General features: G+C 70.6%; 27 protein-coding genes and 1 pseudogene. 14 read left to right on the top strand and 14 right to left on the bottom strand.

Annotation, left to right across the window (positions count from 1 at the left end):
* The first annotated feature begins 9 nt into the window (after positions 1-9).
* Positions 10-1,154: pseudogene (locus tag BR31_RS29480) on the top strand (GTP-binding protein).
* Between the two features lie 37 nt (positions 1,155-1,191).
* On the opposite strand, the gene BR31_RS0120145 reads toward BR31_RS29480, so the two are convergent.
* The 3 genes from BR31_RS0120145 to BR31_RS29475 form a co-directional block, all read right to left on the bottom strand.
* Positions 1,192-2,703, bottom strand: a complete 1,512-nt coding sequence (locus BR31_RS0120145) for an alkaline phosphatase D family protein (RefSeq protein ID WP_027502547.1) — start codon at positions 2,701-2,703, stop codon at positions 1,192-1,194.
* Positions 2,704-2,826: 123 nt separating this feature from the next.
* On the bottom strand, positions 2,827-3,477 hold the full coding sequence (locus BR31_RS0120140) for a DedA family protein (RefSeq protein WP_027502546.1): 651 nt from the start codon (positions 3,475-3,477) through the stop codon (positions 2,827-2,829).
* 3 nt (positions 3,478-3,480) lie between these two features.
* The gene (locus BR31_RS29475; protein WP_197023675.1) at positions 3,481-4,158 is read right to left on the bottom strand and encodes a DedA family protein; all 678 of its coding nucleotides are present in this window, start codon (positions 4,156-4,158) and stop codon (positions 3,481-3,483) included.
* A 275-nt stretch (positions 4,159-4,433) separates the two neighbouring features.
* Between BR31_RS29475 and fbaA the strand changes: the two genes are divergently transcribed.
* The gene (gene fbaA / locus BR31_RS0120130) at positions 4,434-5,471 is read left to right on the top strand and encodes a class II fructose-bisphosphate aldolase (protein ID WP_027502545.1); all 1,038 of its coding nucleotides are present in this window, start codon (positions 4,434-4,436) and stop codon (positions 5,469-5,471) included.
* A gap of 83 nt (positions 5,472-5,554) precedes the next feature.
* Here the strand turns inward: fbaA and BR31_RS31625 are convergent, their stop codons facing one another.
* Positions 5,555-7,018, bottom strand: a complete 1,464-nt coding sequence (locus BR31_RS31625) for an Rv0361 family membrane protein (RefSeq protein WP_156042557.1) — start codon at positions 7,016-7,018, stop codon at positions 5,555-5,557.
* A gap of 81 nt (positions 7,019-7,099) precedes the next feature.
* Between BR31_RS31625 and BR31_RS0120120 the strand changes: the two genes are divergently transcribed.
* The 3 genes from BR31_RS0120120 to BR31_RS0120110 all read left to right on the top strand — a co-directional run bounded on the left by BR31_RS0120120 (position 7,100) and on the right by BR31_RS0120110 (position 9,638).
* Positions 7,100-7,516 carry a DUF3151 domain-containing protein gene (locus tag BR31_RS0120120; protein WP_027502544.1) on the top strand — a complete coding sequence of 139 codons (417 nt, stop codon included), beginning with the start codon at positions 7,100-7,102 and terminating at the stop codon, positions 7,514-7,516.
* Between the two features lie 37 nt (positions 7,517-7,553).
* Positions 7,554-8,648: an FUSC family protein gene (locus BR31_RS0120115; RefSeq protein ID WP_027502543.1), complete on the top strand. Its 1,095-nt coding sequence runs from the start codon at positions 7,554-7,556 to the stop codon at positions 8,646-8,648.
* Positions 8,649-8,717: 69 nt separating this feature from the next.
* Positions 8,718-9,638 carry a cation diffusion facilitator family transporter gene (locus BR31_RS0120110; RefSeq protein WP_027502542.1) on the top strand — a complete coding sequence of 307 codons (921 nt, stop codon included), beginning with the start codon at positions 8,718-8,720 and terminating at the stop codon, positions 9,636-9,638.
* Between the two features lie 7 nt (positions 9,639-9,645).
* Here the strand turns inward: BR31_RS0120110 and BR31_RS0120105 are convergent, their stop codons facing one another.
* Entirely contained in the window at positions 9,646-10,569 is a 924-nt protein-coding gene (locus BR31_RS0120105) for an SDR family oxidoreductase (RefSeq protein WP_027502541.1), read from the bottom strand.
* Positions 10,566-11,030: a pyridoxamine 5'-phosphate oxidase family protein gene (locus BR31_RS0120100; protein WP_027502540.1), complete on the bottom strand. Its 465-nt coding sequence runs from the start codon at positions 11,028-11,030 to the stop codon at positions 10,566-10,568. The genes BR31_RS0120105 and BR31_RS0120100 overlap by 4 nt, the downstream gene beginning before the upstream one ends.
* 63 nt (positions 11,031-11,093) lie before the next feature.
* Between BR31_RS0120100 and BR31_RS0120095 the strand changes: the two genes are divergently transcribed.
* Complete coding sequence (locus tag BR31_RS0120095) at positions 11,094-12,050, top strand: helix-turn-helix transcriptional regulator (RefSeq protein WP_027502539.1); 957 nt, start codon at positions 11,094-11,096, stop codon at positions 12,048-12,050.
* Positions 12,051-12,054: 4 nt separating this feature from the next.
* Here the strand turns inward: BR31_RS0120095 and BR31_RS0120090 are convergent, their stop codons facing one another.
* Positions 12,055-13,017 carry a DUF389 domain-containing protein gene (locus BR31_RS0120090; RefSeq protein WP_027502538.1) on the bottom strand — a complete coding sequence of 321 codons (963 nt, stop codon included), beginning with the start codon at positions 13,015-13,017 and terminating at the stop codon, positions 12,055-12,057.
* 97 nt (positions 13,018-13,114) lie between these two features.
* Between BR31_RS0120090 and BR31_RS0120085 the strand changes: the two genes are divergently transcribed.
* Complete coding sequence (locus BR31_RS0120085) at positions 13,115-14,026, top strand: aminotransferase class IV (RefSeq protein WP_027502537.1); 912 nt, start codon at positions 13,115-13,117, stop codon at positions 14,024-14,026.
* Between the two features lie 70 nt (positions 14,027-14,096).
* Here BR31_RS0120085 and BR31_RS0120080 read toward each other — a convergent pair whose 3' ends face one another.
* Entirely contained in the window at positions 14,097-14,918 is an 822-nt protein-coding gene (locus BR31_RS0120080; RefSeq protein ID WP_027502536.1) for a class I SAM-dependent methyltransferase, read from the bottom strand.
* 221 nt (positions 14,919-15,139) lie between these two features.
* Between BR31_RS0120080 and BR31_RS0120075 the strand changes: the two genes are divergently transcribed.
* The 4 genes from BR31_RS0120075 to acpM all read left to right on the top strand — a co-directional run bounded on the left by BR31_RS0120075 (position 15,140) and on the right by acpM (position 18,252).
* Positions 15,140-16,243, top strand: a complete 1,104-nt coding sequence (locus BR31_RS0120075; RefSeq protein ID WP_027502535.1) for a VanZ family protein — start codon at positions 15,140-15,142, stop codon at positions 16,241-16,243.
* Between the two features lie 86 nt (positions 16,244-16,329).
* The gene (locus tag BR31_RS0120070; protein ID WP_027502534.1) at positions 16,330-17,004 is read left to right on the top strand and encodes a winged helix-turn-helix transcriptional regulator; all 675 of its coding nucleotides are present in this window, start codon (positions 16,330-16,332) and stop codon (positions 17,002-17,004) included.
* A gap of 87 nt (positions 17,005-17,091) precedes the next feature.
* Positions 17,092-17,895 (top strand): helix-turn-helix domain-containing protein, encoded by an 804-nt coding sequence (locus tag BR31_RS0120065; protein WP_027502533.1) that lies wholly within the window; start codon positions 17,092-17,094, stop codon positions 17,893-17,895.
* A gap of 57 nt (positions 17,896-17,952) precedes the next feature.
* Positions 17,953-18,252, top strand: coding sequence for a meromycolate extension acyl carrier protein AcpM (acpM, locus tag BR31_RS0120060; protein WP_027502532.1), 300 nt, complete (start codon positions 17,953-17,955; stop codon positions 18,250-18,252).
* Positions 18,253-18,313: 61 nt separating this feature from the next.
* Here acpM and BR31_RS29460 read toward each other — a convergent pair whose 3' ends face one another.
* The 4 genes from BR31_RS29460 to BR31_RS29455 are packed head-to-tail and all read right to left on the bottom strand — an operon-like array spanning position 18,314 to position 22,600.
* On the bottom strand, positions 18,314-19,237 hold the full coding sequence (locus tag BR31_RS29460; RefSeq protein WP_037177465.1) for an alpha/beta hydrolase family protein: 924 nt from the start codon (positions 19,235-19,237) through the stop codon (positions 18,314-18,316).
* Positions 19,234-20,406 (bottom strand): thiolase family protein, encoded by a 1,173-nt coding sequence (locus BR31_RS0120050; protein WP_027502531.1) that lies wholly within the window; start codon positions 20,404-20,406, stop codon positions 19,234-19,236. Before BR31_RS0120050 ends, BR31_RS29460 begins: the two co-directional genes overlap by 4 nt.
* Positions 20,403-21,170 carry a thioesterase family protein gene (locus BR31_RS0120045; protein ID WP_027502530.1) on the bottom strand — a complete coding sequence of 256 codons (768 nt, stop codon included), beginning with the start codon at positions 21,168-21,170 and terminating at the stop codon, positions 20,403-20,405. The genes BR31_RS0120050 and BR31_RS0120045 overlap by 4 nt, the downstream gene beginning before the upstream one ends.
* A complete protein-coding gene (locus BR31_RS29455; protein ID WP_051637603.1) occupies positions 21,167-22,600 on the bottom strand; it encodes an MFS transporter in 1,434 nt (477 codons plus the stop codon). Before BR31_RS29455 ends, BR31_RS0120045 begins: the two co-directional genes overlap by 4 nt.
* A gap of 56 nt (positions 22,601-22,656) precedes the next feature.
* Here BR31_RS29455 and BR31_RS0120035 point away from each other — a divergent pair, with 56 nt between their 5' ends.
* Complete coding sequence (locus BR31_RS0120035; protein ID WP_027502529.1) at positions 22,657-23,163, top strand: winged helix-turn-helix transcriptional regulator; 507 nt, start codon at positions 22,657-22,659, stop codon at positions 23,161-23,163.
* Positions 23,164-23,214: 51 nt separating this feature from the next.
* On the opposite strand, the gene BR31_RS0120030 is transcribed toward BR31_RS0120035, so the two are convergent.
* Positions 23,215-23,994, bottom strand: a complete 780-nt coding sequence (locus tag BR31_RS0120030) for a site-2 protease family protein (protein WP_027502528.1) — start codon at positions 23,992-23,994, stop codon at positions 23,215-23,217.
* Between the two features lie 129 nt (positions 23,995-24,123).
* Between BR31_RS0120030 and BR31_RS0120025 the strand changes: the two genes are divergently transcribed.
* Complete coding sequence (locus tag BR31_RS0120025; RefSeq protein ID WP_027502527.1) at positions 24,124-25,134, top strand: glutamate ABC transporter substrate-binding protein; 1,011 nt, start codon at positions 24,124-24,126, stop codon at positions 25,132-25,134.
* Between the two features lie 5 nt (positions 25,135-25,139).
* On the opposite strand, the gene BR31_RS0120020 is transcribed toward BR31_RS0120025, so the two are convergent.
* Positions 25,140-25,820: a hypothetical protein gene (locus tag BR31_RS0120020; protein WP_231496634.1), complete on the bottom strand. Its 681-nt coding sequence runs from the start codon at positions 25,818-25,820 to the stop codon at positions 25,140-25,142.
* A 185-nt stretch (positions 25,821-26,005) separates the two neighbouring features.
* Between BR31_RS0120020 and BR31_RS0120015 the strand changes: the two genes are divergently transcribed.
* A complete protein-coding gene (locus BR31_RS0120015) occupies positions 26,006-26,545 on the top strand; it encodes a hypothetical protein (RefSeq protein ID WP_027502525.1) in 540 nt (179 codons plus the stop codon).
* The last annotated feature ends 3 nt before the right edge of the window (positions 26,546-26,548 follow it).

Here is a 26,548-nt window from a genome sequence, read left to right as displayed (position 1 = left end):
CATTAAGGTATGACTTCAGCCCCGACAAAGAAACTGCCCGTCACGGTCCTGTCCGGATTCCTCGGTGCGGGCAAGACCACCCTGCTCAACCACGTGCTCGCCAACCGCGACGGGCGCCGCGTCGCGGTGATCGTCAACGACATGAGCGAGGTCAACATCGACGCCGCCCTTGTCGCCGGCCAGGGGCACCTCGACCGGACCGAGGAGAGGCTGGTCGAGCTGACCAACGGCTGCATCTGCTGCACCCTGCGGGAGGACCTCATCGAGGCGGTCGGGGAACTGGCCAGGGACGGTCGGTTCGACCAGCTCATCATCGAATCGACCGGCATCTCCGAGCCGATGCCGGTCGCCGCGACCTTCGACTGGGAGTTCGAGGACGGGTTCAGCCTCGGCCAGATCGCGCAGCTCGACACGATGGTCACCGTCGTCGACGCCTCGACCTTCCTCGGTGAGCTCACCCGCGGTCAGCGCCTGGCCGACCGCGGCGAGGTCGCCGGGGACGGCGACGAGCGCACCATCTCGGACCTGCTCGTCGACCAGGTCGAGTTCGCCGACGTCCTGCTGCTCACCAAGACCGACCTCGTCAGCGAGAGGGCGCCGGGACCGTGGAGGCAACGCTGCGCAGGCTGAACCCGTCCGCGCGACTGCTGCGCACGGTGGCGGGCGTCGTCGACCTCGACGAGGTCCTCGAGACCGGGCTCTACGACCCCGAGCTCGCCGCCCGGGCGCCCGGCTGGGACGACGAGCTCGCCGGTGGGCACACCCCGGAGACCGAGGAGTACGGCATCCGCAGCGTCACCTACCGGGCCGACCGGCCGTTCCACCCGGCGCGACTCGAGGTCGCACTCACCGAGCTGAAGGGGGTGCTGCGCAGCAAGGGGTTCTGCTGGATCGCCAGCAGGCCCGAGGTCGCGGCGATCTGGTCGCAGGCGGGGCCGAACCTGACCATCGAGCCCGCGCAGCTGTGGTCGAGCACCGAGGTTCCGCGGGGGCAGGAGCTCGTGTTCATCGGTGTCCGCCTGGACGTGCACGGGCCGAAGCGGATCCTCGACGCCGCCCTGCTGACCGAGGACGAGGTGGCTGCAGGTGCGCGGGCGTGGGTCGGCTACCCGGATCCGTTGCCCGCGTGGGAACTCGGCGGTCACGAGCACTGAGTGGCTGCGCCGCGGCCACATTGCGGTCAGTGCACGCCTAGGGGAGGAGCATCGTCCGCTCGAAGGCGGCGCCGCCCTTGTCGTCGACGAAGACGAGCTTCACCGAGTCCGTGTGCGGATCGAAGGTCAGGAACGGCACGTGCGGGGTCCCGCTCTTCCACACGAACTGCTGGTCTGGAAGGAGCATCCATCCGGGGTTGGTGTTGCCGGACGTGCAACAGATTTCCCACATCTGCCCGGCGAGCGACCCGTCGTCGGCGGGCAGCTCCATCTGGCCCGCGTAACACATGTGGATGTCGCCGGTGACCCAGAGGACCTTGCGGATGTTCTTCTCGTTGATGAAGGTCTTCACCCGGTCGCGCTGGTCGCTGTACCCCTCCCAGCGGTCCTCTTTCGAAGGGAGGTGGTTGACCCGCGCGAAGGGCACGGAGGTGACGACACATTTGAAGTGGCAGGGCGACTGCTCGAGGCGCTGCAGGAGAAAGTCGAGTTGCTGCTCGCTCATCATGCGATCGGAGGTCCGCTCCTGGCGGCAGTCGAGGATGATGAATTCGACCGTGTTGCCCCAACGGAAGGTGCGCCACAGCGGCGTCTCCTCGGGGTCGTCGGCTTCGAGAGCCTGCACGCGGTAATAGGCGCGCTTGGCGTTGTCGATCTTCTGCCGCTCCGCGGGGTTGCTGGTCCAGGGAACGACCGTGCCGCTGTCGGTGACCTCGTGATCATCCCAGGTGGCGTAGATCCCCGCACGCGGGAAGAGGTCGCGATAGCCGCCGGCGTGATACGCCCCCCAGCCGGCGAGGTAGCCCTCGTACGTGCCGCCGTTGGCGTACACCAGGTCCATGTAGCCCTGGTCACCGAGCGTGATGAAGGCGTCGAAATCGCGTTCGGCGACCTTGCTGAGCAGGGGCCAGTGGAAGGGGGTGAGGCTGAGCGGGTTCGCGTAGTCGGGTAGGAGGGTGCCCTGTCCGACGCAGGAGCTGACGCCGACCGTGACGGGCTCGAGGCTGCCTTCAGCGAGCGCGGTGCGGGCGCTTCCGATGAGTGAGCGAATGGTCGCAGTCCCGGCCTCTCCATCGAAAAGGCCGTAGGAGTACCAGGTCCCGGACTCCAGGTTGTCGACCTTGGTCTTCGAGAAGCCGTCCGCGTCCGGGACCACGTTCGACTCGAACGCGACCTCGACCGTTTTCGGGGTCGCGCCCGCCCGCCAGACGACCAGGCGCTTGGGCGCCTTGTCGGCCATGTAGCACGCGACGACGAATGACGTCGGTCGCATGTCCCCCGCGATCACGGTGCGCGGGAAGACCGCGGTCGATTCGGGCACGGTCTCGGGCTCCCAGGACCGCACGGAGGCGGGGGACGAGGAGAGGTGGGGTGATCCGCTCGTGCCGGCGCCTCCTCCGGCCGGTCCCTCGCCGGGCCTCGCGTCGAGCACAGAGGCATTGGCTTCGGCACAGCCCGCAGCGAGTGCCGGGACGCCGATGGCGAGTGTCTTCAGGAACTTTCGGCGAGCGAGCTCCGCCGGGACGAGGGGGGCGGGGTCGTCATTCACACGCCGAGCATCGAACGAGTCCTTCGACAACGGGATTCCACCTTGAGCGCGAGAAGATACCGATTGGTCGGTGGAGAACCTATACCCATCCGATCGCTGCCGCAGCGCAACGAGGTCTGAAGGTCAGTCGACGGTGTAGTCCACGGGTGGCTTCGCCATCTCCTGCCGGTAGTGCCGGATGCCGAGCAGGGTGCCGACGATCAGGCACACCACCATCACCGCGAGCACCGCGGGCATCAGCCACGGCACGCGCTTGAGGAACTCACCCGCGTAGAAGCCGATCAGCAGCAGCACCGGTGCCCACGCCAGCGCTCCAAGGCTGCTGGCCACCGTGTACATGCGGTGGTTCATCCCCGCCGCGCCCGCGACCAGCGGGCACAGGGTGCGGACGAACGGGATCCAGCGGGCCACCAGCACCGACATGAAGCCGTGCCGGTCCAGCAGGACATTGACCTTGTGCAGGTTCTCGGCCGTCACGTAACGGCCACCGCGGCGAGCCACCAGGTGGTGGCCGGTACGCATACCGATCCGGTAGCCGACCTGGTTGCCGGCGATGGCGGCGACGGCGGCACCGGCGGACAGCGCCCACACGTGGACGGAACCCGAGGAATGGCCTGCGAGCACGATGCCCGCCGTGATCAGCAGCGAGTCACCGGGCAGGAACAGCCCGATGATGACGGCGCACTCGAGGAAGACGAAGGCGAGGACTATCAGCCACACCACCGCCGGCCCGGCGGTTTCAAGTGGCGCAAAACTGCCGGCGGCGAGCGTCATCGGCTACGGCGTCGGGTCGTCTTGGGCCACGGGGACCTCCTGCGCCGTCACCTCGGCCGGTTCCCGGCGCGAGGCCAGCACCTTTTTACCGACCGCGGCGATGCCCGGCAGGATCGAGATGAAGACGATGAGCAGGAAGATGGCCTCGACGTGGTCGCGGATGAAGGCCACATTGCCGAGGAAGTAGCCGAGGATCGTGACGCCACCGCCCCACAGGATGCCGCCGACGATGTCGTAGCCGAGGAAGGTGCGGTAGTTCATCTTCGAGACGCCCGCGATCACGGGGGTGAAGGTGCGCACGATCGGCACGAAGCGGGCCAGGATGATCGTCTTCGGCCCGTGCTTCTCGAAGAAGGCGTGCGACTCGGTCACGTACTCCTTCTTGAAGAAGCGCGAGTCCTCCTTCTTGAACAGCGCGGGGCCGATCTTGCGACCGATCCAGTACGCGGTCTGGTCGCCGAGGATCGCGATCACCGGCACGGCGACCATCAACACCCAGATGTTGACCGGCGGGTTCGGCTGGGCGGCGAGCAGGCCACCGGTGAACAGCAGCGAATCACCAGGCAGGAGCGGGAACAGCAGGCCCGTCTCGATGAAGACGATGGCGAGGATCGCCGGCAGCACCAGGTTCTTGAGCCAGGACTCCGTCAGCAGATACATCGGGTCCATCCACTGGGGCATCAGGGCTAGGTTGGTCACGGACTCCGAGGCTGCCTGCACAATCACGCGGCCCAGAGTACCGGCGATCGGCGTGTGCCCGCCCGCCCGCGCCCCGCGGCCGGTCGGCGAACGTGGCGACGCACGCGGCCGTGGCGGTAATCGTGAGGTCGCCGGGGGACGGTGAGGGTCAGGAGTCGGAGGGGACACCCGGCGGCGTTTGCAATACTGCATGTACCCCCGGCGCCCCTGACATCAAGGGACGCGCCCCCTCGACTCTTTATATGGAGGTCAGTTCCGTGCCGATCGCAACTCCCGAGGTCTACGCCGAGATGCTCGGTCGGGCCAAGGAGCACTCCTTTGCCTTCCCCGCCATCAACTGCACCTCTTCCGAGACCATCAACGCTGCCATCAAGGGCTTCGCGGACGCAGGCAGTGACGGCATCATCCAGTTCTCGACCGGCGGCGCGGAGTTCGGTTCCGGCCTCGGCGTCAAGGACATGGTCACCGGCGCCGTCGCGCTCGCCGAGTTCGCGCACGTCATCGCCGCGAAGTACGACGTGACCATCGCGCTGCACACCGACCACTGCCCCAAGGACAAGCTGGACGGCTTCGTGCGCCCGCTGCTCGCGATCTCGCAGGAGCGCGTCAACGCCGGCCAGAACCCGCTGTTCCAGTCGCACATGTGGGACGGCTCGGCCATCCCGATCGACGAGAACCTGGAGATCGCCAAGGAGCTGCTCAAGCTCTCGGCGGCCGCGAAGATCATCCTCGAGGTCGAGATCGGCGTCGTCGGCGGCGAAGAGGACGGCGTCGAGGCCGAGATCAACGACAAGCTCTACACCTCCAGCGAGGACTTCGAGAAGACCGTCGACGCGCTCGGCGTCGGCGAGAACGGCAAGTACCTGCTGGCCGCCACCTTCGGCAACGTCCACGGCGTCTACAAGCCGGGCAACGTCAAGCTCAAGCCCGCCGTGCTCGAGGAGGGCCAGAAGGTCGCGGCCGCGAAGCTCGGCCTGGCCGCGGGCTCGCAGCCGTTCGACTTCGTCTTCCACGGCGGCTCGGGCTCGCTGAAGTCGGAGATCGAGGACTCGCTGAACTTCGGCGTCGTCAAGATGAACGTCGACACCGACACCCAGTACGCATTCACCCGCCCGATCGCCGGACACCTCTTCGCCAACTACGACGGTGTCCTCAAGATCGACGGCGAGGTCGGCAACAAGAAGGTCTACGACCCGCGCAGCTACCTGAAGAAGGCCGAGGCCGGCATGACCGCTCGCGTCATCGAGGCCTGCAACGACCTCAAGTCGGCCGGACGCTCCGTTTCCGGCAGCTAGTCCGCTCGCACGAGAGTGCAGCTACCGGCTCGGCCTCTCGGCCGATGCCCCGGTAGCTGCACTTTCGTCGTTTCCGGGCCCGGTCAGCAGACCTTCCATGCGTCGCCGTCGCGCTGCAGGTTGAACGAGCGCGCCGAGCTCTCGTTCGGGGTCGCGCCGGTGTGGACGGTGGCCTGCGCGATCGCGGTGTCGTCGGTGATGGAGACCGTGTCGATGCTCTCGACCACGGGGATCGACTTCTGGTCGACCGCCACCCGGTACACATCGGCGAACTCGGCGTCGGGGATCTGTGCGTAGTAGGTCGCCAGATCGCCGCACGAGATCGTCCGCAGGGTCGCGAGGTCACCGTCTTCGATGGCGTCGACGAAGGTGTTGATCGCGGTCTGGACCTGGTCCTTGTCCGAGTCCCCGCTGACCTTCGAGGTGAGCAGGTAGGCCCCGCCCGCCGCGGCGGCCAGCACGACGCCGACGGTGACGACGATCGGCCACCGCTTCTTGCCGGTCGATGCGGGTTCCGGGGCGGGGATCTTCGCGGGGCCCGCGACCGGAGGGGCGGGACGCGGCGCGGCGGCCGCGGGAGCGGCACCGGCGGGCGGCCGGACCGTCGGCGCGGGTCGGCCGGGACCGACCTTCGCGGGCGCGGCCTTGGGACGCGAGACCTGGGTCGGGGGCACCACAGCGGCGGGCCGCGGGGGCGGCGGCGTGACCTTCGGGAGGGCGACGGTGGCGTCGTCCGGGGCCGCGGGCGGCGGTGTGACCCTCGGGAGGGCGACGGTGGCGTCCTCGGGGGTCGCCGGGGCGTCGGCCGGCGCGGGTGGGGCGCCTGCGGGCACGACCTTTCGCGGTGCCGCCGTCGGGACCTGCGGCTTCCATGCCGCGCCGGACCTGTCCACCGGGACGGTGACCGCGGCGGGCTCGTCGTCCGTGTCCGTCGGCTCGGACTCGGCCGGTGCGTCGGCCGCCTCGGACACCGTCTCGGCGGCGGCCTCGGGTTCCGCCTGCGCGGATTCGGGCTCGGACTCGGCGTCGGACTTGTCGTCAGGCGCGGCCGCGGGCTCGGCGTCGGACTCCGACTTGGGCTCCGGCTCCGGCTCGGGCTCGGGCTCGGCGTCGGACTCCGACTTGTGCTCGGGCTCGGGCTCGGGCTCCGGCTCCGGCTCCGACGCCGACGCCGACTCGGGCTCGGACTCGGTTTCGGTTTCGGGCTCCTGCTCGGCTTCGGTCACGCTCTGGACCGGCGCGGGGTCCTCGTCCTTCTCGGCCTGCTCCGCCGACGCGGATGTATCCGTGTCCGGCGTGTCGACGGCGGGATCCGCGTCCGCCGCGGGCTCGTCCGCCTTTGCGTCGGCATCGGCGGCGACGTCGGGTTCGGTGGCGGAGGTCTCGGTCTCGCTGGTCTCCTGCACCGCGGCGTCCGTCGCTTCCGGCGTTGTCACCGAGGTGTTTCCGGTGTTCTCCGCATCCGCGCCGGTCGCTGCCCGGTCGCTGCCGGGGTCCGCGCTCTGGGCGGCAGAGTCCTTGGGTTCCGAGTTCTTGGGGTCCGACACGTCCGCCCTCTCGTTCGACAATCCTCTTCGTGACTGTGGGCAGCCTATCGAGCGACCGGTGGCCGGGGCACAATGGTCGGCATGACCTCTTTCGGTGACCTGCTCGGCCCCCAGCCCACCCTGCTGCCAGGAGACGACGACGCGGAGTCCGAACTCCTGAACAAGGCGGATCCCAAGCAGGTTGCGGCCGACCATCCGACGGCCTCCATCGCGTGGGCCTACCTGGCCGAGGCCGCACTGGCCGACGATCAGACGATCACCGCCTACGCGTACGCGCGCACCGGCTACCACCGCGGGCTCGACCAGCTGCGGCGCAACGGCTGGAAGGGCTTCGGTCCGGTGCCGTACAGCCACGAGCCGAACCGCGGGTTCCTGCGCTGCGTCGCGGTGCTGGCCAAGGCCGCCGACGCGATCGGCGAATCCAACGAGCACGCCCGTTGCCTTGACCTGCTCGAGGACTGCGACCCCAGGGCCGCCGAAGCACTTGGCCTCGGCTAGCCCTCAGCTCTTCACAGCCGACCGGGGCCGCGCCCGACTGCGCGCCTCGGTCAAACGGCTGCGCGGATCGGCATTTCCCGTCCTGCAGTGCGCGCTCGCCGCCGGACTCGCCTGGTGGATCGCCAACGACCTGATCCACCACCCGAATCCGTTCTTCGCGCCCATCGCGGCCGTCGTCTCGCTCGGCCTGTCCCTCGGGGCGCGGCTGCGGCGGTCGGTGGAGCTGCTCGCCGGCGTCACCGTCGGCATCGGGATCGGCGACCTGTTGATCTCCCAGATCGGCACCGGCGCCTGGCAGATCGTGCTCGTGGTGCTGCTTGCCATGTCGACGGCGATCTTCCTCGACGGCGGGCCGATCATCTCCATGCAGGCCGGGACCTCCGCGGTGCTGGTCGCGACGCTCATCCCGCCCGAGCGGGGCGGCGGGCCCGACCGGATGATCGACGCTCTCATCGGTGGGCTGGTCGGGATCCTCGTCGTCGCGTTCGTGCCGACCCATCCGGTGCTGCGGGCGCGGCAGAACGCCGCCGCGATCCTCGGCACCGCGGGGGAGGTGCTGCAGCTGGTGGCGGACGGGCTGGTCGCGAACGACCCGGAACCGATCGTCAAGGCGCTGCAGAAGGCCCGCGACACCCAGTCGTCGATCGACGGGCTCAGGTCCAACCTGATCGGCGGTCGGGAGATCAGCCGGGTGTCGCCGCTGTACTGGAACTCGCGCGAGCGCCTCGCTCGGCTGAGCGCCACCGCGGACCCGATCGACAACGCGATGCGCAACATCCGGGTGCTCGCGCGGCGATCGCTGACGCTGGTCCGCGATGACGAGATCCTCGATCCGCGCTTGGTGGACGAGGTGGAGAAGCTCGCGCAGGCGCTGGAGGTGCTGCGCCGGATGATGCTGGCCGATCCCGGCGAGAAGCCCGATCAGGCCGATGCGGCGCGGGTGCTGCGCTCGGTGGCGGCGGGGGCGAAGGCCGAGCTGGTGGAGAACGCGGGCGTGTCCGCGACTGTGGTGTTCGCGCAGATCCGCTCGCTCACCGTTGACCTGCTGCAGGTCGCGGGTCTGAAGCGGATCTCGGCCATCGCGACCCTGCCGCCGACGGTCGCGAATCCCTACTACCGGCCGGAGCAGTAGCGGCGACGATGTAGCCACATATGCGAATGTATGCATATGATGGACGCGAACCGCACGAAGGGGAGCGTCATGGGAGTTGGGCACGGGCACAGCCACGGGGGTGAGCCGACCGCCGCGGGGCCGTCGGTGGGCCGCATCCGCCGGATGGTCATCGCACTGGGGATCCTGCTCGCGTTCCTCGCGCTCGAGGTGGCGGTCGGCCTGACGATCAACTCGCTCGCCCTCCTCGCGGACGCCGGGCACATGCTCACCGACGTCGTCGGCATGTCGATGGGGCTGGTGGCCCTGCTGCTCGCCAGACAGGGTTCCAAGGCCGCCGCACGCACCTTCGGCTGGCACCGCGCCGAGGTGCTCACCGCGATGGCCAACGCGGTGCTGCTGCTGGGTGTCGCGGTGTGGGTGATGTACGAGGCGATCGGACGGATCGGCGACGCCCCCGAGGTGCCCGGCCTGCCGCTGATGCTGACGGCGGCCGCCGGGCTCGCGGCCAACATCGTGGTGATGCTGATGCTGCGCGCGGATGCCAAGGGCTCCATCGCGGTCCGCGGCGCCTACCTCGAGGTGCTCGCGGACGCCGTCGGCAGTGTCGGCGTCCTCATCGCGGGCGCGGTGGTGCTGGTGTTCAACTGGCCGTACGCCGACATCGTGGTGGGCGTGCTGATCTCGCTGTGGGTGGTGCCCCGCGCGATCAAGCTGGCCGGCGCCGCGCTGCGCATCCTCACCCAGGCCTCGCCCGCGCACGTCGACGTCGACGCCGTCGAGGCGGATCTGCGCGCCCTGCCGGGGGTTTCGGACGTGCACGACCTGCACGTGTGGACGCTGACCACCGGCATGGACGTCGCGACAGTGCACCTGACCACCGAGGCTGATTCGCGCCAGGTGCTCGGCGCGGCGAAGGTCGTGCTCGACGCGCACGGGCTCGGCCACGCGACCGTGCAGGTCGAGTCCGGCGCCGAGGGCAGCCACTGCCAGGAGAACATCACCTGGTGACGCCGGCTCAGCGGTAGCCGTCGGTGTTCGCGGGCAGCCCCCGGTCCTGCACCTCGACGAGGTAACGCCAGCAGTCCGGCCGCGAGCCGTCCACGTCGGTGAAGCCGTACCGCTGTGCCAGCTGCCCGCTCGAGACGACGGTCCCGCTGAACTGCGTGACATCGGGATCGGCGGCCAGCGCGGCGACCGCCCGGCCGACGAAGGCAGGCGACTCGGAGATCGCGAAGTGCGGTTGCCGGTCGAGTGCGTCGCGCCAGTTGTCCTCGGTCACCCCGAAGATCTCCAGCATCGCCTCCGAGCGAAGCCAGCCAGGGGTGACGGCGACAGCCGCGCCGCCCAGCGGGGCCAGCTCGTGCGCCTGCGCGGTGGTCATCCGCTGCACCGCGGCCTTGACCAGGTCGTAGTAGAAGCCCACCTGGTGCCGATAGGCGACGTTGTATTCCGCTGTACCGTCGGTCATCTCGACGACCAGGCCGCCGGGCCGGCGGATCAGCAGGGGCAACGCGAAATGGCTGGTGATCGCGTGGGTGTCGATACCCATCCGCAGCATGCGCAGTCCGCCGTCGAGGTCGTGCTCCCAGAGCCTGGTGCCGAACTGCGCGTATCTGTCCCCGCCGAAGATGTCGTTGACCAGGATGTCGAGCCGACCGTGATCGGTGTCGATGCGGGTGATCAGGGCGCGCACCTGGTCCGGTTCGAGGTGGTCGACCCGCAGGGCGATGCCGTCACCGCCTGTGGTCGCGATGAGATCGCCCGTCTCCTCGATGGTCTCGGGCCTGCCGATCTCCGACCGGCCGGCGTCGCGGCTGCTGCGTCCGGTCGCGTAGACGGTCGCCCCGGCCCGGGCCAGCTCGACCGCGATGGCCCGGCCCGCGCCGCGGGTCGCACCCGCGACCAGCGCCACCTTTCCGGTCAGATCCGGCGCGCTCATCGGCTGCGCCTGGTGACGCCCGTGCCCGGACGCCACAGGTCGACGTGCAACTGGTCCTCCGAGACCGTCGTCAGGACTGCTTCCTCGATGCCGAGCTCGAAGATCTGCGCCTCGTCGCCGGGGTTCTCGTCGTAGCTCTCGAGGATGGCCTTCTTCTCGTCCCCGAACAGCTCGCGGGCCCGGCCCGAGATCTTCGCGTCGCCGCCCTCCATGGTGTGGTGGCCAGGATTGGTGTGCAGCGAGTAGCGGGGGTCGCGGCGCAGATCACGCACCTTCATCGCGCCCGGCATCGACCCGAGGACCAGCAGTCCACGGAAGGTCTCCACCTCGGTGCCGCTGACCCGGGGGGATCCGTCGGCCCGCAGCGTCGCGAGGACGTGGTGCTTGTGCGCGCGGAGCCGCGCAGCGATCGATTCGGACAAGGCCGGTGCTTCGTCGGAGAACTGCTGCCAGGTTGTCATGCCGACCAGTGTGCGCCGGAATCCCTGACATCTTGTGTCAGGGATTCCGCATAGACTCGTCCGGTGCGCTCCAGTCGGTTGCTCGACCTCATGCTGCGGCTGCAGGGCGGTCCCGGTGCCACCGCCGAGCGGCTGGCCGAACAGCTCGAGGTGTCCGTGCGCACCGTGTACCGCGACGTCGCGGCGCTGCAGGCCGCGGGCGTCCCGCTGTGGACGGAGAGCGGGCCGGGTGGCGGCATCCGGCTCCTCGACGGCTGGCAGTCCAAGCTGAGCGGGATGACCGGCGTCGAGACCTCCGCGCTCATGCTGCTCGGCGTGCCCGGCCTGGCGGCGGACCTGGGCCTGGGGGAGCAGACGGCCGCCGCGGAGGCCAAACTCCTCGGTGCCATGCCGCTTCCGCTGCGTGCGGGGGCCGAACTCTGGCGCAGGCGGCTGCACGTGGACGCCCCCGGCTGGTTCGGGCGGGCGGCGGACACCCCGCACCTGGCGACGGTGGCACGGGCGGTGCTCGAGGGCAGGCGGCTGCGGATCGGCTATCACCGGCGCGGCAGGGAGGTGACCCGCACCCTCGACCCCCTCGGGCTGGTGGCGAAGGCCGGGGTCTGGTACCTCGTCGCCGGGCATCGCGGTGCGACGCTGTCCTTCCTGGTCTCGCGGATCGGTGCCGCGGTGGTCCTCGACGAGGACGCCCGGCGGCCGGACGATTTCGACCTGGCGGCCTGGTGGGCGCGGTCGGCCGCCGAGTTCGACCGGTCGCTGCTGCGGTACCCGTGCCGGGTTCGGCTCGCGCCCGCGGCGTGGCGGTCGCTGCCCGCCGCGGTCGGGCGGGAGGCCGCGCGGGTGACCCCCGGCCCTGCGGATGCGGAGGGCCGGGTCGAGGCGGCGCTGCTGCTCGAGTCGGAAGAGGTTGCGGTGCACCAGCTGACGGCGCTCGGCTCGGGAGTGCAGGTGCTGGAACCGGACTCGCTGCGCGAGGGCCTGCGCGAGATCGGCGCCGAGATGGCACGCCGGAACGGCTGATCGGTCAGAGCATCCGGCGGACCCGGTCGAGCGCACGGGCCCGGCGCACCGACACCCGCGTCCACAGTGCCTGTTGAATCGTCAGCGTCGCCCAGCCGGCCATCGCCATGCCGGACAGGTTCAGCAGCAGCTGCAGCGAACTGCCCCAGATCTCGTGGCTTGCCCCGAAAGCCAGGGCCAGACCCACGTTTCCCGCCGCGGGCACCGTCGTCACGGAGATGAACACCCCGGCCAGCCCGGCCGACTTCGCCGAGGTCAGCGACAGCACCCCGGCGGCCGCCGCGATCACCGCCACGATGAACGACCACTTGTCCGGGCTGTAGATGAAAGCGGTGTCGGGCCGCGGGCCGGTGACGTCGTCGATCGTCACCCAGCCCAGCCCCCTGCCGACCAGCGCGAGGATCGCCGTGACCGCGATCGCGACCACGAACCCGACGACGAGGGTGCGGACCGCGAGCGCGAGCAGCACCCACCGGCGCCGCACCAGCGCGACCCCGAGCGCGGCGATCGCCCCGAACTCCGGCCCCAGCACCATCGCCCCGATCACCAGGATCTGTGAGTCGGTGATGATCGCGATCGCTGCCAGCAGGGTCGCAAGGGACATGAAGCTCAGGTAGGTCCAGTTGAGCTCGGTCTCCTCGTAGGAGCGTTGCGCGACCTCCGCCCACACCACGGAGTCCGCGCTGCTGCCCGGGGTGCTCAGTTCGGCGTCGAATCCGCTGCGGGAGAGCCACGCGTTGACCGGTTCGATCTCGATGCTGCCGCGGTGGTGCAGCCCGGTGGCCCGCAGGTCGTCGATGACCTCGTTGGCCGCCTCCCTGGCGATGTCGGCGTACACGACGTCGCCCTCCGGGCGCAGCGAGGCGCCGCGCATCACCGCGAGGCCGCTGACGGCCGGTTCCGCATCGAGGATCCGGAGGGCCTCGTCCGTCAGGTCGCTCGGCGCCAGGATCCGCAAGTGAAGCATGCGGACAGTCTGCCGGTCGGCGGACGGAAGTCGCGGGAGGCCGCATGCACGAAATTCGGTTTCCGGGGCGCAGGTGCGGTCGATAGCATGGCCTGCCATGGCTACCCCACATCCCCGCGTGTACTTCGGTGACCGGATCGTCGACGTCGCGGAGGCGACGCTCGGCGTCGCCACCTCGTCCGTGCTGTACGGGCTGAGCGTGTACACGGTGTTCCCGGTGCAGGTCGACGGGACCCGGCGCAGCGCGTTCCGTCTGCGCGACCACTTCCAGCGCATGGTCGAGTCCTGCAAGATCATCGGGATGGATCGGTTCGCGGACGAGTGGGACTACGACCGATTCGTCTCGGTGGCAACCGAACTCGTCGCCGCGAACGCGCCGACCGAGGACGTGTTCGTCCGGGCCACCGTGCACGTCGACGAGTCGATCGCGGGCACAAGGGTGCGCGGCTGCCACACCACCGTCAGCATGTTCGTCTACGACGCGGTGCCGATCGTCCCGCAGGACGGCATGCGCCTGAAGACCAGCACCTGGCGCCGGATCCCGGACGACGCGATCCCGTCGCGCGCCAAGGTCAACGGGGCGTACGTGAACTCGGTGCTGGCCAAGCAGGATGCCATCGACGCCGGCTACGACGACGCGATCTTCCTCGACGGGAACGGTCACGTCTGCGAGCTCAGCGCCGCCAACATCTTCCTGGTGCGCGGCGGCACCCTGATCACGCCGGACGTGTCCTGCGACATCCTCGACGGCATCAACCGGCGCACGCTGCTCACCCTCGCCGCCGAGGACGGCATCCCCGTCGTCGAGCGCACCGTCGACCTCACCGAGCTGTACATCGCCGACGAGGTGTTCGTCACCGGCACATCCGCGGGCGTCGCCCCGGTGACCGAGGTGGACGGCCGGGTGGTCGGCGACGGCATCCCCGGCCCGATCGGCCAGGCCCTGCGCAAGCGGCACGCGGCGGCGCTGCGCACCGACGAGCTGCACGGCTGGGTCACGGAGCTCTAGGCGCCTGCGGCGCCCGTGAGTACTTCTGGCCCGCAGAGGGACCGGAAGTACTCACGGGTGGCGGAGCCGCTCATTTCTTGACGGCGGTCAGCAGCAGGTACTCCCATTCCATGGTGCCGTCGCCACGGTCGTGCCGCCGTCCCAGTTCGGTCAGTTCGTGGTCAAGGGCCGCGACGCGCTCGGGGTCGTCGGCGATCGCCCGGTACACCGCGATCGTCGGGCCGTAGCAGGCCTTGAAGAAGTCGCGGAACTGCTCGGCGGTGTCGAAGCAGTCGACGGTCAGCCGCTCGCGGCGCGCCACGACCTCGGTGACGCGGTCGCCGAGGAGGGTGCGCACGTGCTCCTCGCTGCCCCACAGCGGTGGCGGCTGCGCGCCCGCGGGCGGCGGGGGAGCGTAGGGCTTCATCGTCGCGAACATCTGACCGATGAAACCCTCGGGTGTCCAGTTGATCAGGCCGAGAGTGCCGCCCGGTCGCAGGACGCGGACCAGTTCGTCCGCGCTCTCCTGGTGGTGGGGCGCGAACATCACGCCGACGCACGAGATCACGGCGTCGAACTCGTCGTTCGTGAACGGCAGTGCCTCCGCGTCGGCCTCGCGCCAGTCCAATGCCAGACCCAGCGACTCGGCCTCCCGACGTCCCGACTCGAGCAGCTCGGGGGTCAGATCCGAGGCGACGACGGTGGCGCCGATGCGGGCGGCGGGGATCGAGGCGTTGCCGGAACCGGCCGCGACGTCGAGTACGCGGTCGCCCGCCCGGATTCCGCAGGCCTCGACGAGGCTCGGGCCGAGGGCCGCGATGACGTCGGCGGCGACCGACGGGTAGTCGCCCAGTGCCCACATGGCCCGGTGCTTGGCCTTGATGTCGGGTGCGGCGTTGGTGGGTGTGCTCATGGAAGTCCTCCTCGTGTGTGGTGGTGCTTCCAGCGTCGGTCCATCCGGGCGCGCGTTCCAGTCCCAGATCTGAACCACCGGCGGTTCACGATCTGTACCGGCGTCGGTCCCCGGCTTGGCCCCGGGTCATCCCCGGGTCATCCCCGGGTATGACCCGGCCCCCGACGGATCTCGTCCGGCGAGTGGATGTCCCGCGGCGCGTGCCCTGATGGAGTGGAGGCATGCGTGAACAGGTGTTGTACTCGGTGCTCGTCGGGCTGGCCGTTGCCGCGGTGCTGGCGCTGCCGCTGACGGTCTGGCAGTACCGCAAGTACGGCCGGGTGTCGGCGGCGCGATCGACGGTGGTGGTCGCGGCCCTGATCTACACCGCGGCGGTCGTCGCCTTCACCATGTTCCCGCTGCCGTCGCTGACCCCGCGGTGGTGCGAGCTGTATGCGGTCACCGAGCCGGTGCTGCGCCCGTTCGCCTTCGTCTCCGACATCCGTCGCGACACCGCGGGGATGAGCGCGGTCGGGGTGCTGACGAGTTCCGCGGTCATGCAGGTGGTGCTCAATGTGGCGCTGTTCGTGCCGTTCGGGGTCTTCGGGCTGGTGCTGTTCGAGCGCTCCCGCGCCGCGACGATCGCCGCCGCCGTCGCCGTCTCGGGGCTGATCGAGCTGACCCAGTTCACCGCGGTGTGGGGTGTGTTCCCCTGCGCGTACCGGGTGGCGGACGTGAACGACGTGCTGCTCAACACGGCAGGCGCGGTGGTCGGGGTGGTGCTGGTCGGGCTCGCCCCGCAGCTCGTGCCGAGCCGTGGCCTGCTGGCGGTGGGCCGGCCGTTGCCGCGCCCGGTCACGGCCTGGCGCCGCTGGGTCGGCATGGCCGTCGATGTGACCGCGTTCGTTGGTGTCTTCGTCACGGCGGCCGTCGTGGTCCAGCTGGGCACGGAGGTCGTGGGTGTCGCGGTCGACGCGGACACCGCCAGGGCGGTGGCGGCGCTGTCGGCGATCGCGGCGGTCGTCGGGCCCGGCCTGATCGGGTCCGGTGCCTCGCTGGGGCAGCGGGTGGTGTGGTTGCGGCCGCAGTGGCCGACCGAGCCGACGGCCGGGGCCAGGACCGCGCGGGCGCTGAGCGTCGCCGGGGTGGGTGCGGTGCTGGTGTTCGTGGCCCCGCCTGCTGCGGTGCTGTGGCTGCTGGTCGTGGCGGCATCGGTTCCGTTCACCAGGGGAAACCGCGGGCTGTCCGGCGTGCTCAGCGGTGCCGACATGGTCGACGCCCGGGTGCGGCCGGAGCCGGCGGAGCCCGCGGTTGTTCGGTTTGCCGTCGACGCCGGACGCGGGTAGCCCTTCCCTCGAGCGGTTCCCGATCTGTACTGGCGTCCGAGCCTGGCCAGGCGTGTACTGGTCAGGGGGCAACCGAGGAGGAAGCCGTGTCGGCATACGGCCAGTTCTGCCCGGTGGCGAAGGCCATGGAGCTGCTCGACGAGCGTTGGACCATGCTCGTGGTGCGCGAGCTGCTGTCCGGCAGTACCCACTTCAACGACCTGCGGCGGGGCAATCCCAAGATGTCGCCCGCACTGCTGTCCAAGCGGCTACGGACCCTCGAGCGCGCCGGGGTGGTCCGCCGGACCGTCGAGGACGGCCGGAGCAGCTACACCCTCACCCCCTGCGGCGAGGAGCTCGGCGGCGTGGTCGAGGCGCTCGGGGCGTGGGGCGTGCGCTGGATCGGCGAGCTCGGCGAGGAGGACCTGGATCCGCACCTGCTGATGTGGGACATGCGACGGACGGTGCCGATCGACCGGTGGCCGCGCGGTCGCACCGTGGTGGCCTTCGAGTTCGACGACGTCGCCACCCGCGCCGGGCGGTGGTGGCTCTGCGTGACGGGCGACGAGGCCGACGTCTGCGATTACGACCCGGGCTTCGAGGTGACCGCCACCGTCGCCACCGGCCTGCGCACCCTCATCGAGGTGTGGCGCGGGGACCGGTCCTGGTCGCAGGCGCTGACGTCGGGGCTGGTCACCATCTCCGGACCGGGCTCCGCGGCGAGGGAGGTGCCCGCGTGGCTGGGCCAGATGAACCTGGCCGCGACCGTCAGGCCTGGGTGACGCGCGCGTGGGGCCCGAGTGTCCAACTAGAATGCCAACTGTCCAATCCACTGGACACCTTGCCTGCGGACGTGCCATGCTGCGGCGGTGCAAGATCATCATTCGTTCCGGATAGGCGTCTCCGCCGAGGCCGTCCGGCTCGCTCGGGAGCGGGCGGAGATCGCCGATGCGTCGTACCGGAACGTGATCGCCGAGGCGATCGCGGTCATGCGCGCCGAAGGATTGAGTGACCGCAGGATCGCGGCCGAATTGGACGTCAGCAAATCGTCGATCCGGGCGATGGCGATCGGTCCCGACGTCGACGAGTCCGCGGCCGGCCAGATCGAGGCGCTCAGGTTCGGGGTGTGGGTCGATGTCGCGGGTATGTCCGGGCAGCACTTCATCATCGAGGACGACCAGCTCGTCAGCCATGAGCGGATGGCCCTGCACGGCATCGGCATCGAACTCCTCCGCTCGGCCGGTCTTGCCGACACCGCTGCCCGGGAGTACCTGCACGTGACGACCGGCCAGCGGATCCTCGTGTACTCGCAGGAACGGTGGAAGGGCAGGCCAGACGAGGCGGCCGAGGACGGTTGGGACAAGCGAGGCCGCTACCGCATCGAACGCTGCCCCGGGCTGGAGGAGGGGCGATGCGCGGACAGCCACACGCCGCTGCTGCTCGGTGAGATCGGGCTGAGGGAGGGCGATGACCTCTTCGGAAACGGCTGGCCCGGCCGGCGCCCGACCGCGCATCAGGTGTGGAAGCTGCTCACCGCGGCCATCGAGGAGACCTTTGAGATCTTCGATCCCTCCTACCCGGAACTCGAGCGGCGGCGGCGGCCGGGCACCACGCCGCGTTACCAGGGGAGGCCGGGAAACGGTGTGTCCGTTACCGATTCCCATCGAAGCTGATCGGCCCGAAATCAACCGCCCAACCGAAGCGGTCCACGTGAGAAAGGGAGCCAGGAAGTGGCAACACAGGAAGAACTCGTTGCGGGAATCGCCGAGATCATCGAGGAGGTCACCGGAATCGAGCCGTCCGAGGTGACGATCGAGAAGGCCTTCGTCGACGATCTCGACATCGACTCGCTCTCCATGGTGGAGATCGCGGTCCAGACCGAGGACAAGTACGGCGTGAAGATCCCCGACGAGGATCTCGCCGGTCTCCGGACCGTCGGCGATGCCGTGGACTACATCCAGAAGTTGGCGGCCCAGGATTCGGAAGCCGCAGAAGCGATCCGGGCGAAGATCGAATCCGAGAACCCCTGACCCGCAGTCAGTGAAGGATCCGCCCCGGATGCCGGGGCGGATCCTTCCCGGCGGTGGGTGCTCAGATCTCGGCCCGGCGTTCCGCGGCCGCCGGCCATGGGTTCACCCCGTGGTTCAGCCACTCGGCGGTGCCACGCCAGAACCCGTCCCGGTGCCGGTCGTGGAAGAGCCCGAAGTGCCCGATCGCGTTGTGCCCGAGACTCTCCGGCCGCAGCTCCACCCTGGCCCGATCGCTGCCCCGGTAGTACCGGAGCGTTCGCTCGAGGGCGGCGGGGGTGCCGAACTCGTCGTCCGTGGTGGCCACCGCCAGGATCGGCGCCCGCACGGCGGCGAACCGGCGTCGCACCTCGGCTCGCTCGCCGCGCGGATAGCTGGACTCCATCGCGGCCCGGCGGAAGGCCCACTCGCGGGCCACCCCCGCGGGCAGGTCCTCGAGCCAGCCGAGCCGGCGACCGGGGAAGTACCCGTACGCGGCGGTGAGTGCCGGCATCGCCAGATGCCACTTCGCGAGCAGGCCAACGCGGCTTCGTCGCGCGTAGTCGCGCCAGTACGCGTACTGCGCGCCGACGGTGAGCATCCGGTCCACGTGCACCGCGCCCGCCGCGAACCCGGGCAGGAACCCACCGATGCTGTGCCCGACCACGGCCAGCGGACGGTTCGGCTCCTGCGCCCGCGCGAAGGCCACCGCCGCGTCGAAGTCCTGCTCGCCCCACGCCCGCCATGGAATCGCGGTGCCACGCAGCGTGTCGGGCGGCCGGGAAGCGCCGATGCCGCGATAGTCGTAGGTGAGCACCGGCGAGCCGAGCCCGGCCAGGTACCGCGCGTACCGGTGGTAGTAGCGGGCCAGCACCCCGGTGGCGCAGTTGACGATCACCATCGGCGCGTCCGTACCCGCGATCGCGGGGTCGAACAGGTGCCCGCCCAGCACGACACCGTCCCGGCACCCGAAGGTGACGGGACGGGTCGTGACCTCGGTGGATGTCACGGCAGACGTTCGATGACCGTTGCGTTCGCCATGCCGCCAGCCTCGCACATGGTCTGCAGGCCGTAGCGGGCGCCGCCCTGCTCCATCGCGCCGACCAGGGTGGTGAGCAGGCGGGCACCGCTCGCGCCCAGCGGGTGACCGAGGGCGAGCGCGCCCCCGTGCACGTTCACCTTGTCGAGGTCGGCGCCGGTCTCCCGCGCCCAGGCCAGCACCACCGAGGCGAAGGCCTCGTTCACCTCGAACAGGTCGATGTCCGCCAGCGTCAGCCCGGCCCGTCGCAGCACCTTCTCGGTGGCCGGGATGATCGCGGTGAGCATGTACAGCGGGTCGTCGCCTGCGACCGCGAAGCTGTGCAGCCGCGCCAGCGGGGTGAGCCCGAGGCGCGCCGCGGTCTCGCTGGTGGTGACGAGCACGGCGGCGCTGCCGTCGCTGAGCGGGCTCGAGTTGCCCGCGGTCACACTCCAGTCGATCTGCGGGAAACGCTGCGCCGCTGCCTCGTTCGCGAACGCCGGGCGCAGCGCCGCCATCGACTCGAGCGTGCCCCCTGGACGGACCGCCTCGTCGGTGGCGAGCTCGGGCAGCGCGGCGAGCTCCTTCGCGAACGCGCCGCCGATCGTCGCGGCATAGGCCTTGGCGTGGCTGCGCAGCGCGAACTCGTCCATCTCGGTACGGGTGATGCCCCACCGTGCGGCGATCAGTTCGGCGCTGATGCCCTGGGGCACCAGGCCGTCCGGGTAGCGCTCGGCGAACCGGGTGCCGCGCGGATCGGCGCCTGCGCCGATGTTCGACCCCATGGGGGTGCGGCTCATCGACTCCACGCCGCAGGCGATCACCACGTCGTAGGCGCCCGAGATGACGCCCTGCGCGGCGAAATGCACGGCCTGCTGGCTGCTGCCGCACTGCCGGTCGATCGTGGTGCCCGGCACCGATTCGGGGAAACCCGCGGCCAGCAGCGCCGTGCGGGTGATGTTGGCGGCCTGCTGGTCGACCTGGGTGACGCAGCCGCCGATCACGTCGTCGACGAGCGCCGGGTCGATGCCGGTGCGGTCGACGAGCGCGGTCAGGCTGTGCGCGAGCAGGTCCACCGGGTGGATCCCGTGCAGCGCGCCGCCCGGCTTGCCCTTGCCGATCGGGGTGCGGACGGCGGCCGCGATCACGGCGTCTCTCATGACTGCTCCTTCGTGGTGGTGCCGCCGAGGATTCGGCGGAGCTGGCGTGCCTGTCCGGCGAGTTCACCTGTCGCGGTGTGAAGTTCGGACTCGTCGACGCACAGATCGTCGGTTGCCCACACGGTGCGGTGGCGCAGCCGGTACCAGCGTGAGGCCGGTGCGGCGGGTGGGAAGTGGGCGCTGAACTCGATGGTGGGGATCGGGTCGGGTGCGGTGCGGGTGGCGTACAGGCCCGGCGGCAGGGCGTCGAGCAACACCGCCGCGACCTCCTGCGGGGCGAAGTCGATGTCGGCGGTCAGGCGGATCCAGACGTCGAATTCCGGGGTCTCACCGCCGGCGAACGGCCGGGCCGAGTTGATCGGCCGGATGTCGAGGTACTGCGAGAACGGCACGAAGTCGACCGGGATCTCCAGGGGAGGAAGCGATTCCGGATCCACCTCGGACACGGCGGCGGGCCCGGGTGGCCAGCGCAGGGTGGTGTCGGGGGTGCGGGCCAGCCGGACGACCGCGGTCGCGGCGTCGCCGAGGCGCGTCCGGACGCCTGCCGAGCGGCCGCCCCGCAGCACCTCCGCGTCCACGGTGAACGGGCCTGCGCCGACCGGGGCGTACAGGTGAGCGGTGACCGCGATCGGCGTGGCGTCGAGGGCACCGGCGGCACCGCGCAGGAGCGCGGCGACGACCAGGCCGCCGTGGATGCCGCCGAAACCCCGCCACGAGTCGTCGAAGTTCGTCGGGAACGCGGTGTTCGTGGTGGTGGTGGTCATCGCAATGCCTCTGCGGTTTCGGTTGTCGGGTGGACGGGGGAATCGGGGGAAGGTGCCCGCGCGGTGATGCCGAGTGCGGCGGCGGCAGCGAGCACCGAGACCGCCGCGACGGCCCACCAGGAGTGCGTGAAAGCCGTTTTGGCGGAGTCGAATCCGATGGGTGTGCCCAGGATGGCGACGAGGGCGCTGATGCCGATGACCGCGCCGATCTGCCGGTGCATGGTGACCACGGCGCTGCCGGTGGCCGCGCGGTCCTGCGGCAGTCCGGCGGTGGCGGTGGCCAGCACGGTCGGCAGTGCGAGGCCGACCCCGACGCCCGCGATCAGCCAGCCGGGCAGGATCTGCGTCGCGTAGGCCGGCTCGGGCCCGACGGACGCCGCGACGAGCAGCGCGCCGCCGCCCCAGAGCAGGCAGCCGAGGGCGGCGATCCGTCCCGCGTCGACCCGGGACGAGAGCCGCTGCGCGACGATCGCGAACACCGGCACCATCAGCGGGCCCGGTGCGATCGCCATGCCGGTGCGCAGCGCCGAGTAGCCCCAGACCGTCTGCATCCAGAGGATGGTCGCCAGCAGCGCGGCGGCGAACCCGGCGTTGAAGAGCAGCATCGCGGCGTTGGACCACGCGAAGCTGCGCACCCTGAGCATGGCGGGGTCGAGGATCGGGGCGTCGCCGCGACCGTTGCGGATCCAGAACAACGCACTCGAGACCAGCGCAACGGCGAGCGCGCCCAGCACACCCGCGCTCGACCAGCCCCAGTCGGGCCCCTCGACCAGCGCGAGGGCGAGCGCCCCGACCGCCGCGGTGAGCAGGGCGGCGGCGAGGACGTCGGGATGGTCGGCGTCGCGGTCGCGGGACTCGGGGATGGAGCGGGCCGCCAGCACCAGGAACGCGATCCCGATCGGCACGTTGATCAGGAACACCCAGCGCCAGGACGCGGCGACCAGGACGCCGCCGATCACGGGGCCCGCCGCTGCGGCGACGGCGCCGGCGGCGGCCCAGACGCGGACCGATGCGGAGCGTCGCTCGGCAGGCAGGACGGTGAGGATCAGGGCGAGGCTTGCCGGGGTGAGCAGCGCCGCACCGATGGCCTGCGCGGCGCGGAAACCGATGAGGGACCACAGGTTCGGGGCCACCGCGCAGGCCGCGCTCGCCGCGACGAACAGCCCGAGCCCGAGCAGGAAGCCGCGCCGTCGGCCCACCTTGTCCGCCCAGCGTCCCAGCGGGATCAGCAGCGCGGCGTAGAGGATCGCGTAGCCGTTGAGGATCCAGCTCAGGTCGGCGAGCGAGTGGCCGGTGAAGTCGGCGCCGATCTCGTCGAACGCCACGTTGACGACGAACAGGTCGAGGCCGGCCAGGAAGCTGGCGCCGCAGAGGGCGAGGAGCACCGGTCCGGGGCGGACCGGTCGCGATAGCTGACTATGGAGTTCCATAGTCAGCACGCTACGAGCTGACTATGGATTACGCAAGCCAGGGGTACGATGACGTCATGGGAGCGATACATCTGGAGGGCGTGCTGGCCGACCGGGACGCCTGGCAGGCCACGCGCTGCTCGATCGGCAAGGCGATGGAGGTCATCGGCACCCGGTCGGCGATGCTCATCATGCGAGAGGCCTACTACGGCACAACGCGATTCGACGACTTCGCGTCCCGCGTCGGGATCACCGAGGCGGTCGCGTCGGCGCGGCTGCGCGAGCTGGCCGAGGCCGGGTTGCTCGAGCGCAGCCCCTACCGGGAGCCGGGGCAGCGCACCAGGCACGAGTACCTGCTCACCGAGATGGGGCGCGATCTGCTGCCCGCGGTGCTGGCGCTGATGCAGTGGGGCGACAAATACCTGCAGGACGGCAGGGGCGCGCCCCTTGACCTGGTCGAGAACGACACCGGCGAGCCGGTGCGGGTGGAGGTGCGCGGCGAGTCGGGGCGCGCGATGCCGCTCGAGGGTCTGCGGATCCGTCCCGGGGAGCAGTACCGCGCCAGCCGGCTACGCCGGCCGTGAGTCCTTTTGGCCCACTGGCGGACCAAAAGGACTCACGGGCGGCGGAGCCGCCTACAGCCAGAAGCGCATCAGGTAGTTGCCGTACTGCGCCCAGATCTCCGGCACCCCGGACAGGCCGAACAGCCAGTAGATGGCGTCGAAGAACACCCGGTTGACCGACGGCACGAACAAGAACGCCACCAGGAACAGGATGCCGAGGCCCTTGTACTGGTCGAGGGCGCGACGGGTCTGCGGCGACAGCGAGGGCTCCAGCGCCCCGTACCCGTCCAGACCCGGCACCGGGAGCAGGTTCAGCACCGTGGCCATCACCTGCAGAAACGCCAGGAAGCTCAGGCCGTACCAGAAGACCTTGTGGTCGCCGCCGAGGCCGAACAGTCGGATGACCACCAGCAGCAGCACCGCCGCGGCCGCGTTGACCGCCGGACCGGCCAGCGAGATCTGCCGCTGCACCCGGGCCGGCAGACCCGCGGTGCGCAGATAGACGGCGCCGCCGGGCAGCCCGATGCCGCCGAGCGCGATGAACAGCACCGGCAGCCCGATCGAGAGCAGCGGGTGGCTGTACTTGAGCGGGTTCAGCGTGAGGTACCCGCGGGCCTCCACCTCGTCGTCCCCGTGCCGCCACGCGGTGTAGGCGTGGCCGAACTCGTGCAGGCACACCGTCACCACCCAACCCGCGATGACCAGCAGGAAGACGCCGAAGTGCGCGAGCGTGGACTTCGGGGCGGCGTTCCAGGAGAGCGCGCCGCCGAGCACGGCCAGCGCGAGCACGCCGTAGAAGACCGGGCTCGGGCGTATCGCAACCCTCCGAGTGGGGGCGCCGGGAAAGGTCATGCGCCCAGTATCACCCGCGCCCGCGCCCGCGTCGCGGTCGGCGAGGTGTGGCCGGATTCCTTCCGCTCGGGGCCTCCGAGCGGAAGGATGGCGGGTACGAGCGTCAACCAATGCCCAATTGGGGGTGTGATGTCTGGACGGGGAACGGGGCACCAGCCGCACCCCGTCGCCCTGCTGCTCGCGGCGGGCGTGCTGCTGGCGGCGACGGGCTGTTCGTACGGTTCCCCCGACGGGTCGCCGACGGCGACCCCGACGTTCGGCCCACCGCTGCCGGGCGGCGCGCAGGTCCTCGAGCCGGTCAGCGGGGCGCCCTCGAGCGAGCCGGCGCCGACGAGCTGCGACGCGACCGCCAGCCTGCGGCCCGGCCCGCAGACGACGCCGGGGGCGATGCCGCCCGGCGGCCCGCTGGCCCGCATCGCCGAACGCGGCAGGCTGATCGTCGCGACCGACCAGTCCACGAACCTGTTCAGCTTCCGCGATCCCGAATCGGGTCAGATCGCCGGATTCGACGTCGACGTCGCGAAGGAGATCGCTCGCGACCTCTTCGGCGACCCGTCGAAGGTCGAGTTCCAGGTCCGGGACACCGTCGATCGCGAGCCCGCGCTACGGGACGGTTCGGTGGACCTCATCGTCAACGCCATGACGATCACCTGTGACCGGGCGGAGCGGATCGCCTTCTCGACCGTCTACCTTCAGGCCGCGCAACGGATCCTGGTGACCGAGGGGTCGGGAATCGGCGGCGTCGCGGACCTCGCGGGCAAGCGGGTGTGCACCGTGCCGAACACCACCTCGCTGGCCAACCTGCAGCGGCTCCAGCCGGCCGCCACCGTCCTCGCCACCGAAACCTGGGCGGATTGCCTTGTCGCACTGCAGCAGCGACAGGTCGAGGCGGCCACCACCGACGACGCACTGCTGGCCGGTCTCGCGGCACAGGACCCGTACCTCGAGATCGTCGGGGGCAGCCTGGAACCGGAGCCGTACGGCATCGGGATCAGAAGCGCGGACGAGGAACTGGTCCGCTTCGTCAACGGGACGCTCGATCGGATGCGCTCGGACGGGACCTGGGCGAGGCTGTACGACCGCTGGCTGTCGGTGCTGGGGCCCGCGCCCGCGCCACCCGAGCCCCGGTACCGCGACTAGCGCCGTCAGCGCACGAGCAACCAGTCCTGCGGGTGCCGATAGAAGCTGCACCGCTTCAGCGAGCGCGGGGTGGTGACGCCGTCGCGGGTGACGACGGCGGCCGTCGACCCCGTCTGCACGGCGCGTGCGCCGGTCCACTTCGGGCCGAGGAATCCCCAGCCGCGGCCGACGGTGGCCCGGACGCCAGGGGCCTCCAGAGTCGGTGCGACGCGCACCGACCGGACCGTCCCGGAGAACAGCCGCGTCGAGTCCGCGTAGGTCTCGCCGACGAGCTCGCCGCCCTCGGGACCGGTGATGGTGGCCAGTCCGACCAGCGCGGTGCCCGAGTCGTCCCGGACCAGCGGCAGCGGAGCGGCCCGCCCCAGCACGGCCAGATCGGCGGCGGGGGAGCCGGTCGGGAGCCGGTACAGCCGGGTGGCGGCGGTTCGCGTCGCCGTGACGTAGGCCAGTTCGACGGACAGGCGCTCGCTCCGCATCAGCCGGGTCAGCGCCGCGGCCAGGGCGGCGTCCTCGCCGACGACGATCAGTCGGGGTGCGGACCTCGACCGTTCGCCCAGCTCGTCGAGCCGGGGGAGCAGCTCGTCGAAGTCCGGCTTGGCGGGGACGGCGGGTGCGGTGACCGTGGCGAGCTCCGCCAGCCGGGGTGGGATGGGCGCGTCACCGCAGGCGAGCACGAGACAGGTCAAGGTTCTGCTCCCGGTTCGGGTCGGGCGGTCGACCGGAGGTCACATTCGTACAACCAGACGATACGAAGGTGACATTCGGTCGACCAAACCGGGCACGCGGACATAACGAGTACCTCACTACTCGTGCCATCGGCGCGCCGCGGCAATAGCGTCGAAGTCAGACGACCAACCGACCGGAGATCCCCATGCAGATCACGATGCCGACGACCCGAGACCATCCCGACACCCTTGCCCGGACCATCCGGTTCTGCAGGTCAGGACTCGTCGCGGCGGCAGCCGAGATGCACGGCGAGGGCGAGGCAGGACGCGCAGCGGACCTCGAGGCGGCCAGGCGTCTGCTCGACCTCGGGATCGGGCAGATGTGCACCCCGTCCGGGCTGAACTCCAGGCGCTTCCAGGTACAGCCGCGCGGGATGCGGATCGGCAGGGCCAGGATCGACCGGCTCGTCGCGCGGGCCGACACCCTGCGGTTCACGGTTGACCTCCCCACGGGTTCCGGCCCTGAATCGTGGGACGAGACGCTCACGGTGACCTGGTTCAACATGGCCACCCTCCAGGGCGGAACCCACCCGCTCGACCACTTCACTGCCGAGAACCCACCGGAACCGGCAAGCCGCTCGGCGCTGGTGCGGACCGGAGTCGGGGTGATCGTCGCCGCGATCGACGGCTCGGAGGACGACGGGGGCCCCTCGCATCGGCCCGGGTTCGTTCTCATTGCGGAGTAACGG

It is taken from the genome of Rhodococcus sp. UNC363MFTsu5.1, from assembly GCF_000686785.1.
Classification (GTDB): Bacteria; Actinomycetota; Actinomycetes; order Mycobacteriales; family Mycobacteriaceae; genus Rhodococcus_G; species Rhodococcus_G maanshanensis.
Note: the sequence above shows the minus strand (reverse complement) of the source record. Positions and strands in the feature narration are given on the sequence as shown.

Coding starts and splice junctions, on each gene's coding strand:
- BR31_RS0120140 (WP_027502546.1), bottom strand. CDS start 3,477: ATGACGCTCGCCGCCGGCAGTTTTGCGCCACTTGAAACCGCCGGGCCG.
- BR31_RS29475 (WP_197023675.1), bottom strand. CDS start 4,158: ATGCCCCAGTGGATGGACCCGATGTATCTGCTGACGGAGTCCTGGCTC.
- BR31_RS0120120 (WP_027502544.1), top strand. CDS start 7,100: ATGACCTCTTTCGGTGACCTGCTCGGCCCCCAGCCCACCCTGCTGCCA.
- BR31_RS0120110 (WP_027502542.1), top strand. CDS start 8,718: ATGGGAGTTGGGCACGGGCACAGCCACGGGGGTGAGCCGACCGCCGCG.
- BR31_RS0120105 (WP_027502541.1), bottom strand. CDS start 10,569: ATGAGCGCGCCGGATCTGACCGGAAAGGTGGCGCTGGTCGCGGGTGCG.
- BR31_RS0120100 (WP_027502540.1), bottom strand. CDS start 11,030: ATGACAACCTGGCAGCAGTTCTCCGACGAAGCACCGGCCTTGTCCGAA.
- BR31_RS0120090 (WP_027502538.1), bottom strand. CDS start 13,017: ATGCTTCACTTGCGGATCCTGGCGCCGAGCGACCTGACGGACGAGGCC.
- BR31_RS0120085 (WP_027502537.1), top strand. CDS start 13,115: ATGGCTACCCCACATCCCCGCGTGTACTTCGGTGACCGGATCGTCGAC.
- BR31_RS0120080 (WP_027502536.1), bottom strand. CDS start 14,918: ATGAGCACACCCACCAACGCCGCACCCGACATCAAGGCCAAGCACCGG.
- BR31_RS0120075 (WP_027502535.1), top strand. CDS start 15,140: ATGCGTGAACAGGTGTTGTACTCGGTGCTCGTCGGGCTGGCCGTTGCC.
- BR31_RS0120050 (WP_027502531.1), bottom strand. CDS start 20,406: ATGAGAGACGCCGTGATCGCGGCCGCCGTCCGCACCCCGATCGGCAAG.
- BR31_RS0120045 (WP_027502530.1), bottom strand. CDS start 21,170: ATGACCACCACCACCACGAACACCGCGTTCCCGACGAACTTCGACGAC.
- BR31_RS29455 (WP_051637603.1), bottom strand. CDS start 22,600: ATGGAACTCCATAGTCAGCTATCGCGACCGGTCCGCCCCGGACCGGTG.
- BR31_RS0120035 (WP_027502529.1), top strand. CDS start 22,657: ATGGGAGCGATACATCTGGAGGGCGTGCTGGCCGACCGGGACGCCTGG.
- BR31_RS0120030 (WP_027502528.1), bottom strand. CDS start 23,994: ATGACCTTTCCCGGCGCCCCCACTCGGAGGGTTGCGATACGCCCGAGC.
- BR31_RS0120025 (WP_027502527.1), top strand. CDS start 24,124: ATGTCTGGACGGGGAACGGGGCACCAGCCGCACCCCGTCGCCCTGCTG.
- BR31_RS0120015 (WP_027502525.1), top strand. CDS start 26,006: ATGCAGATCACGATGCCGACGACCCGAGACCATCCCGACACCCTTGCC.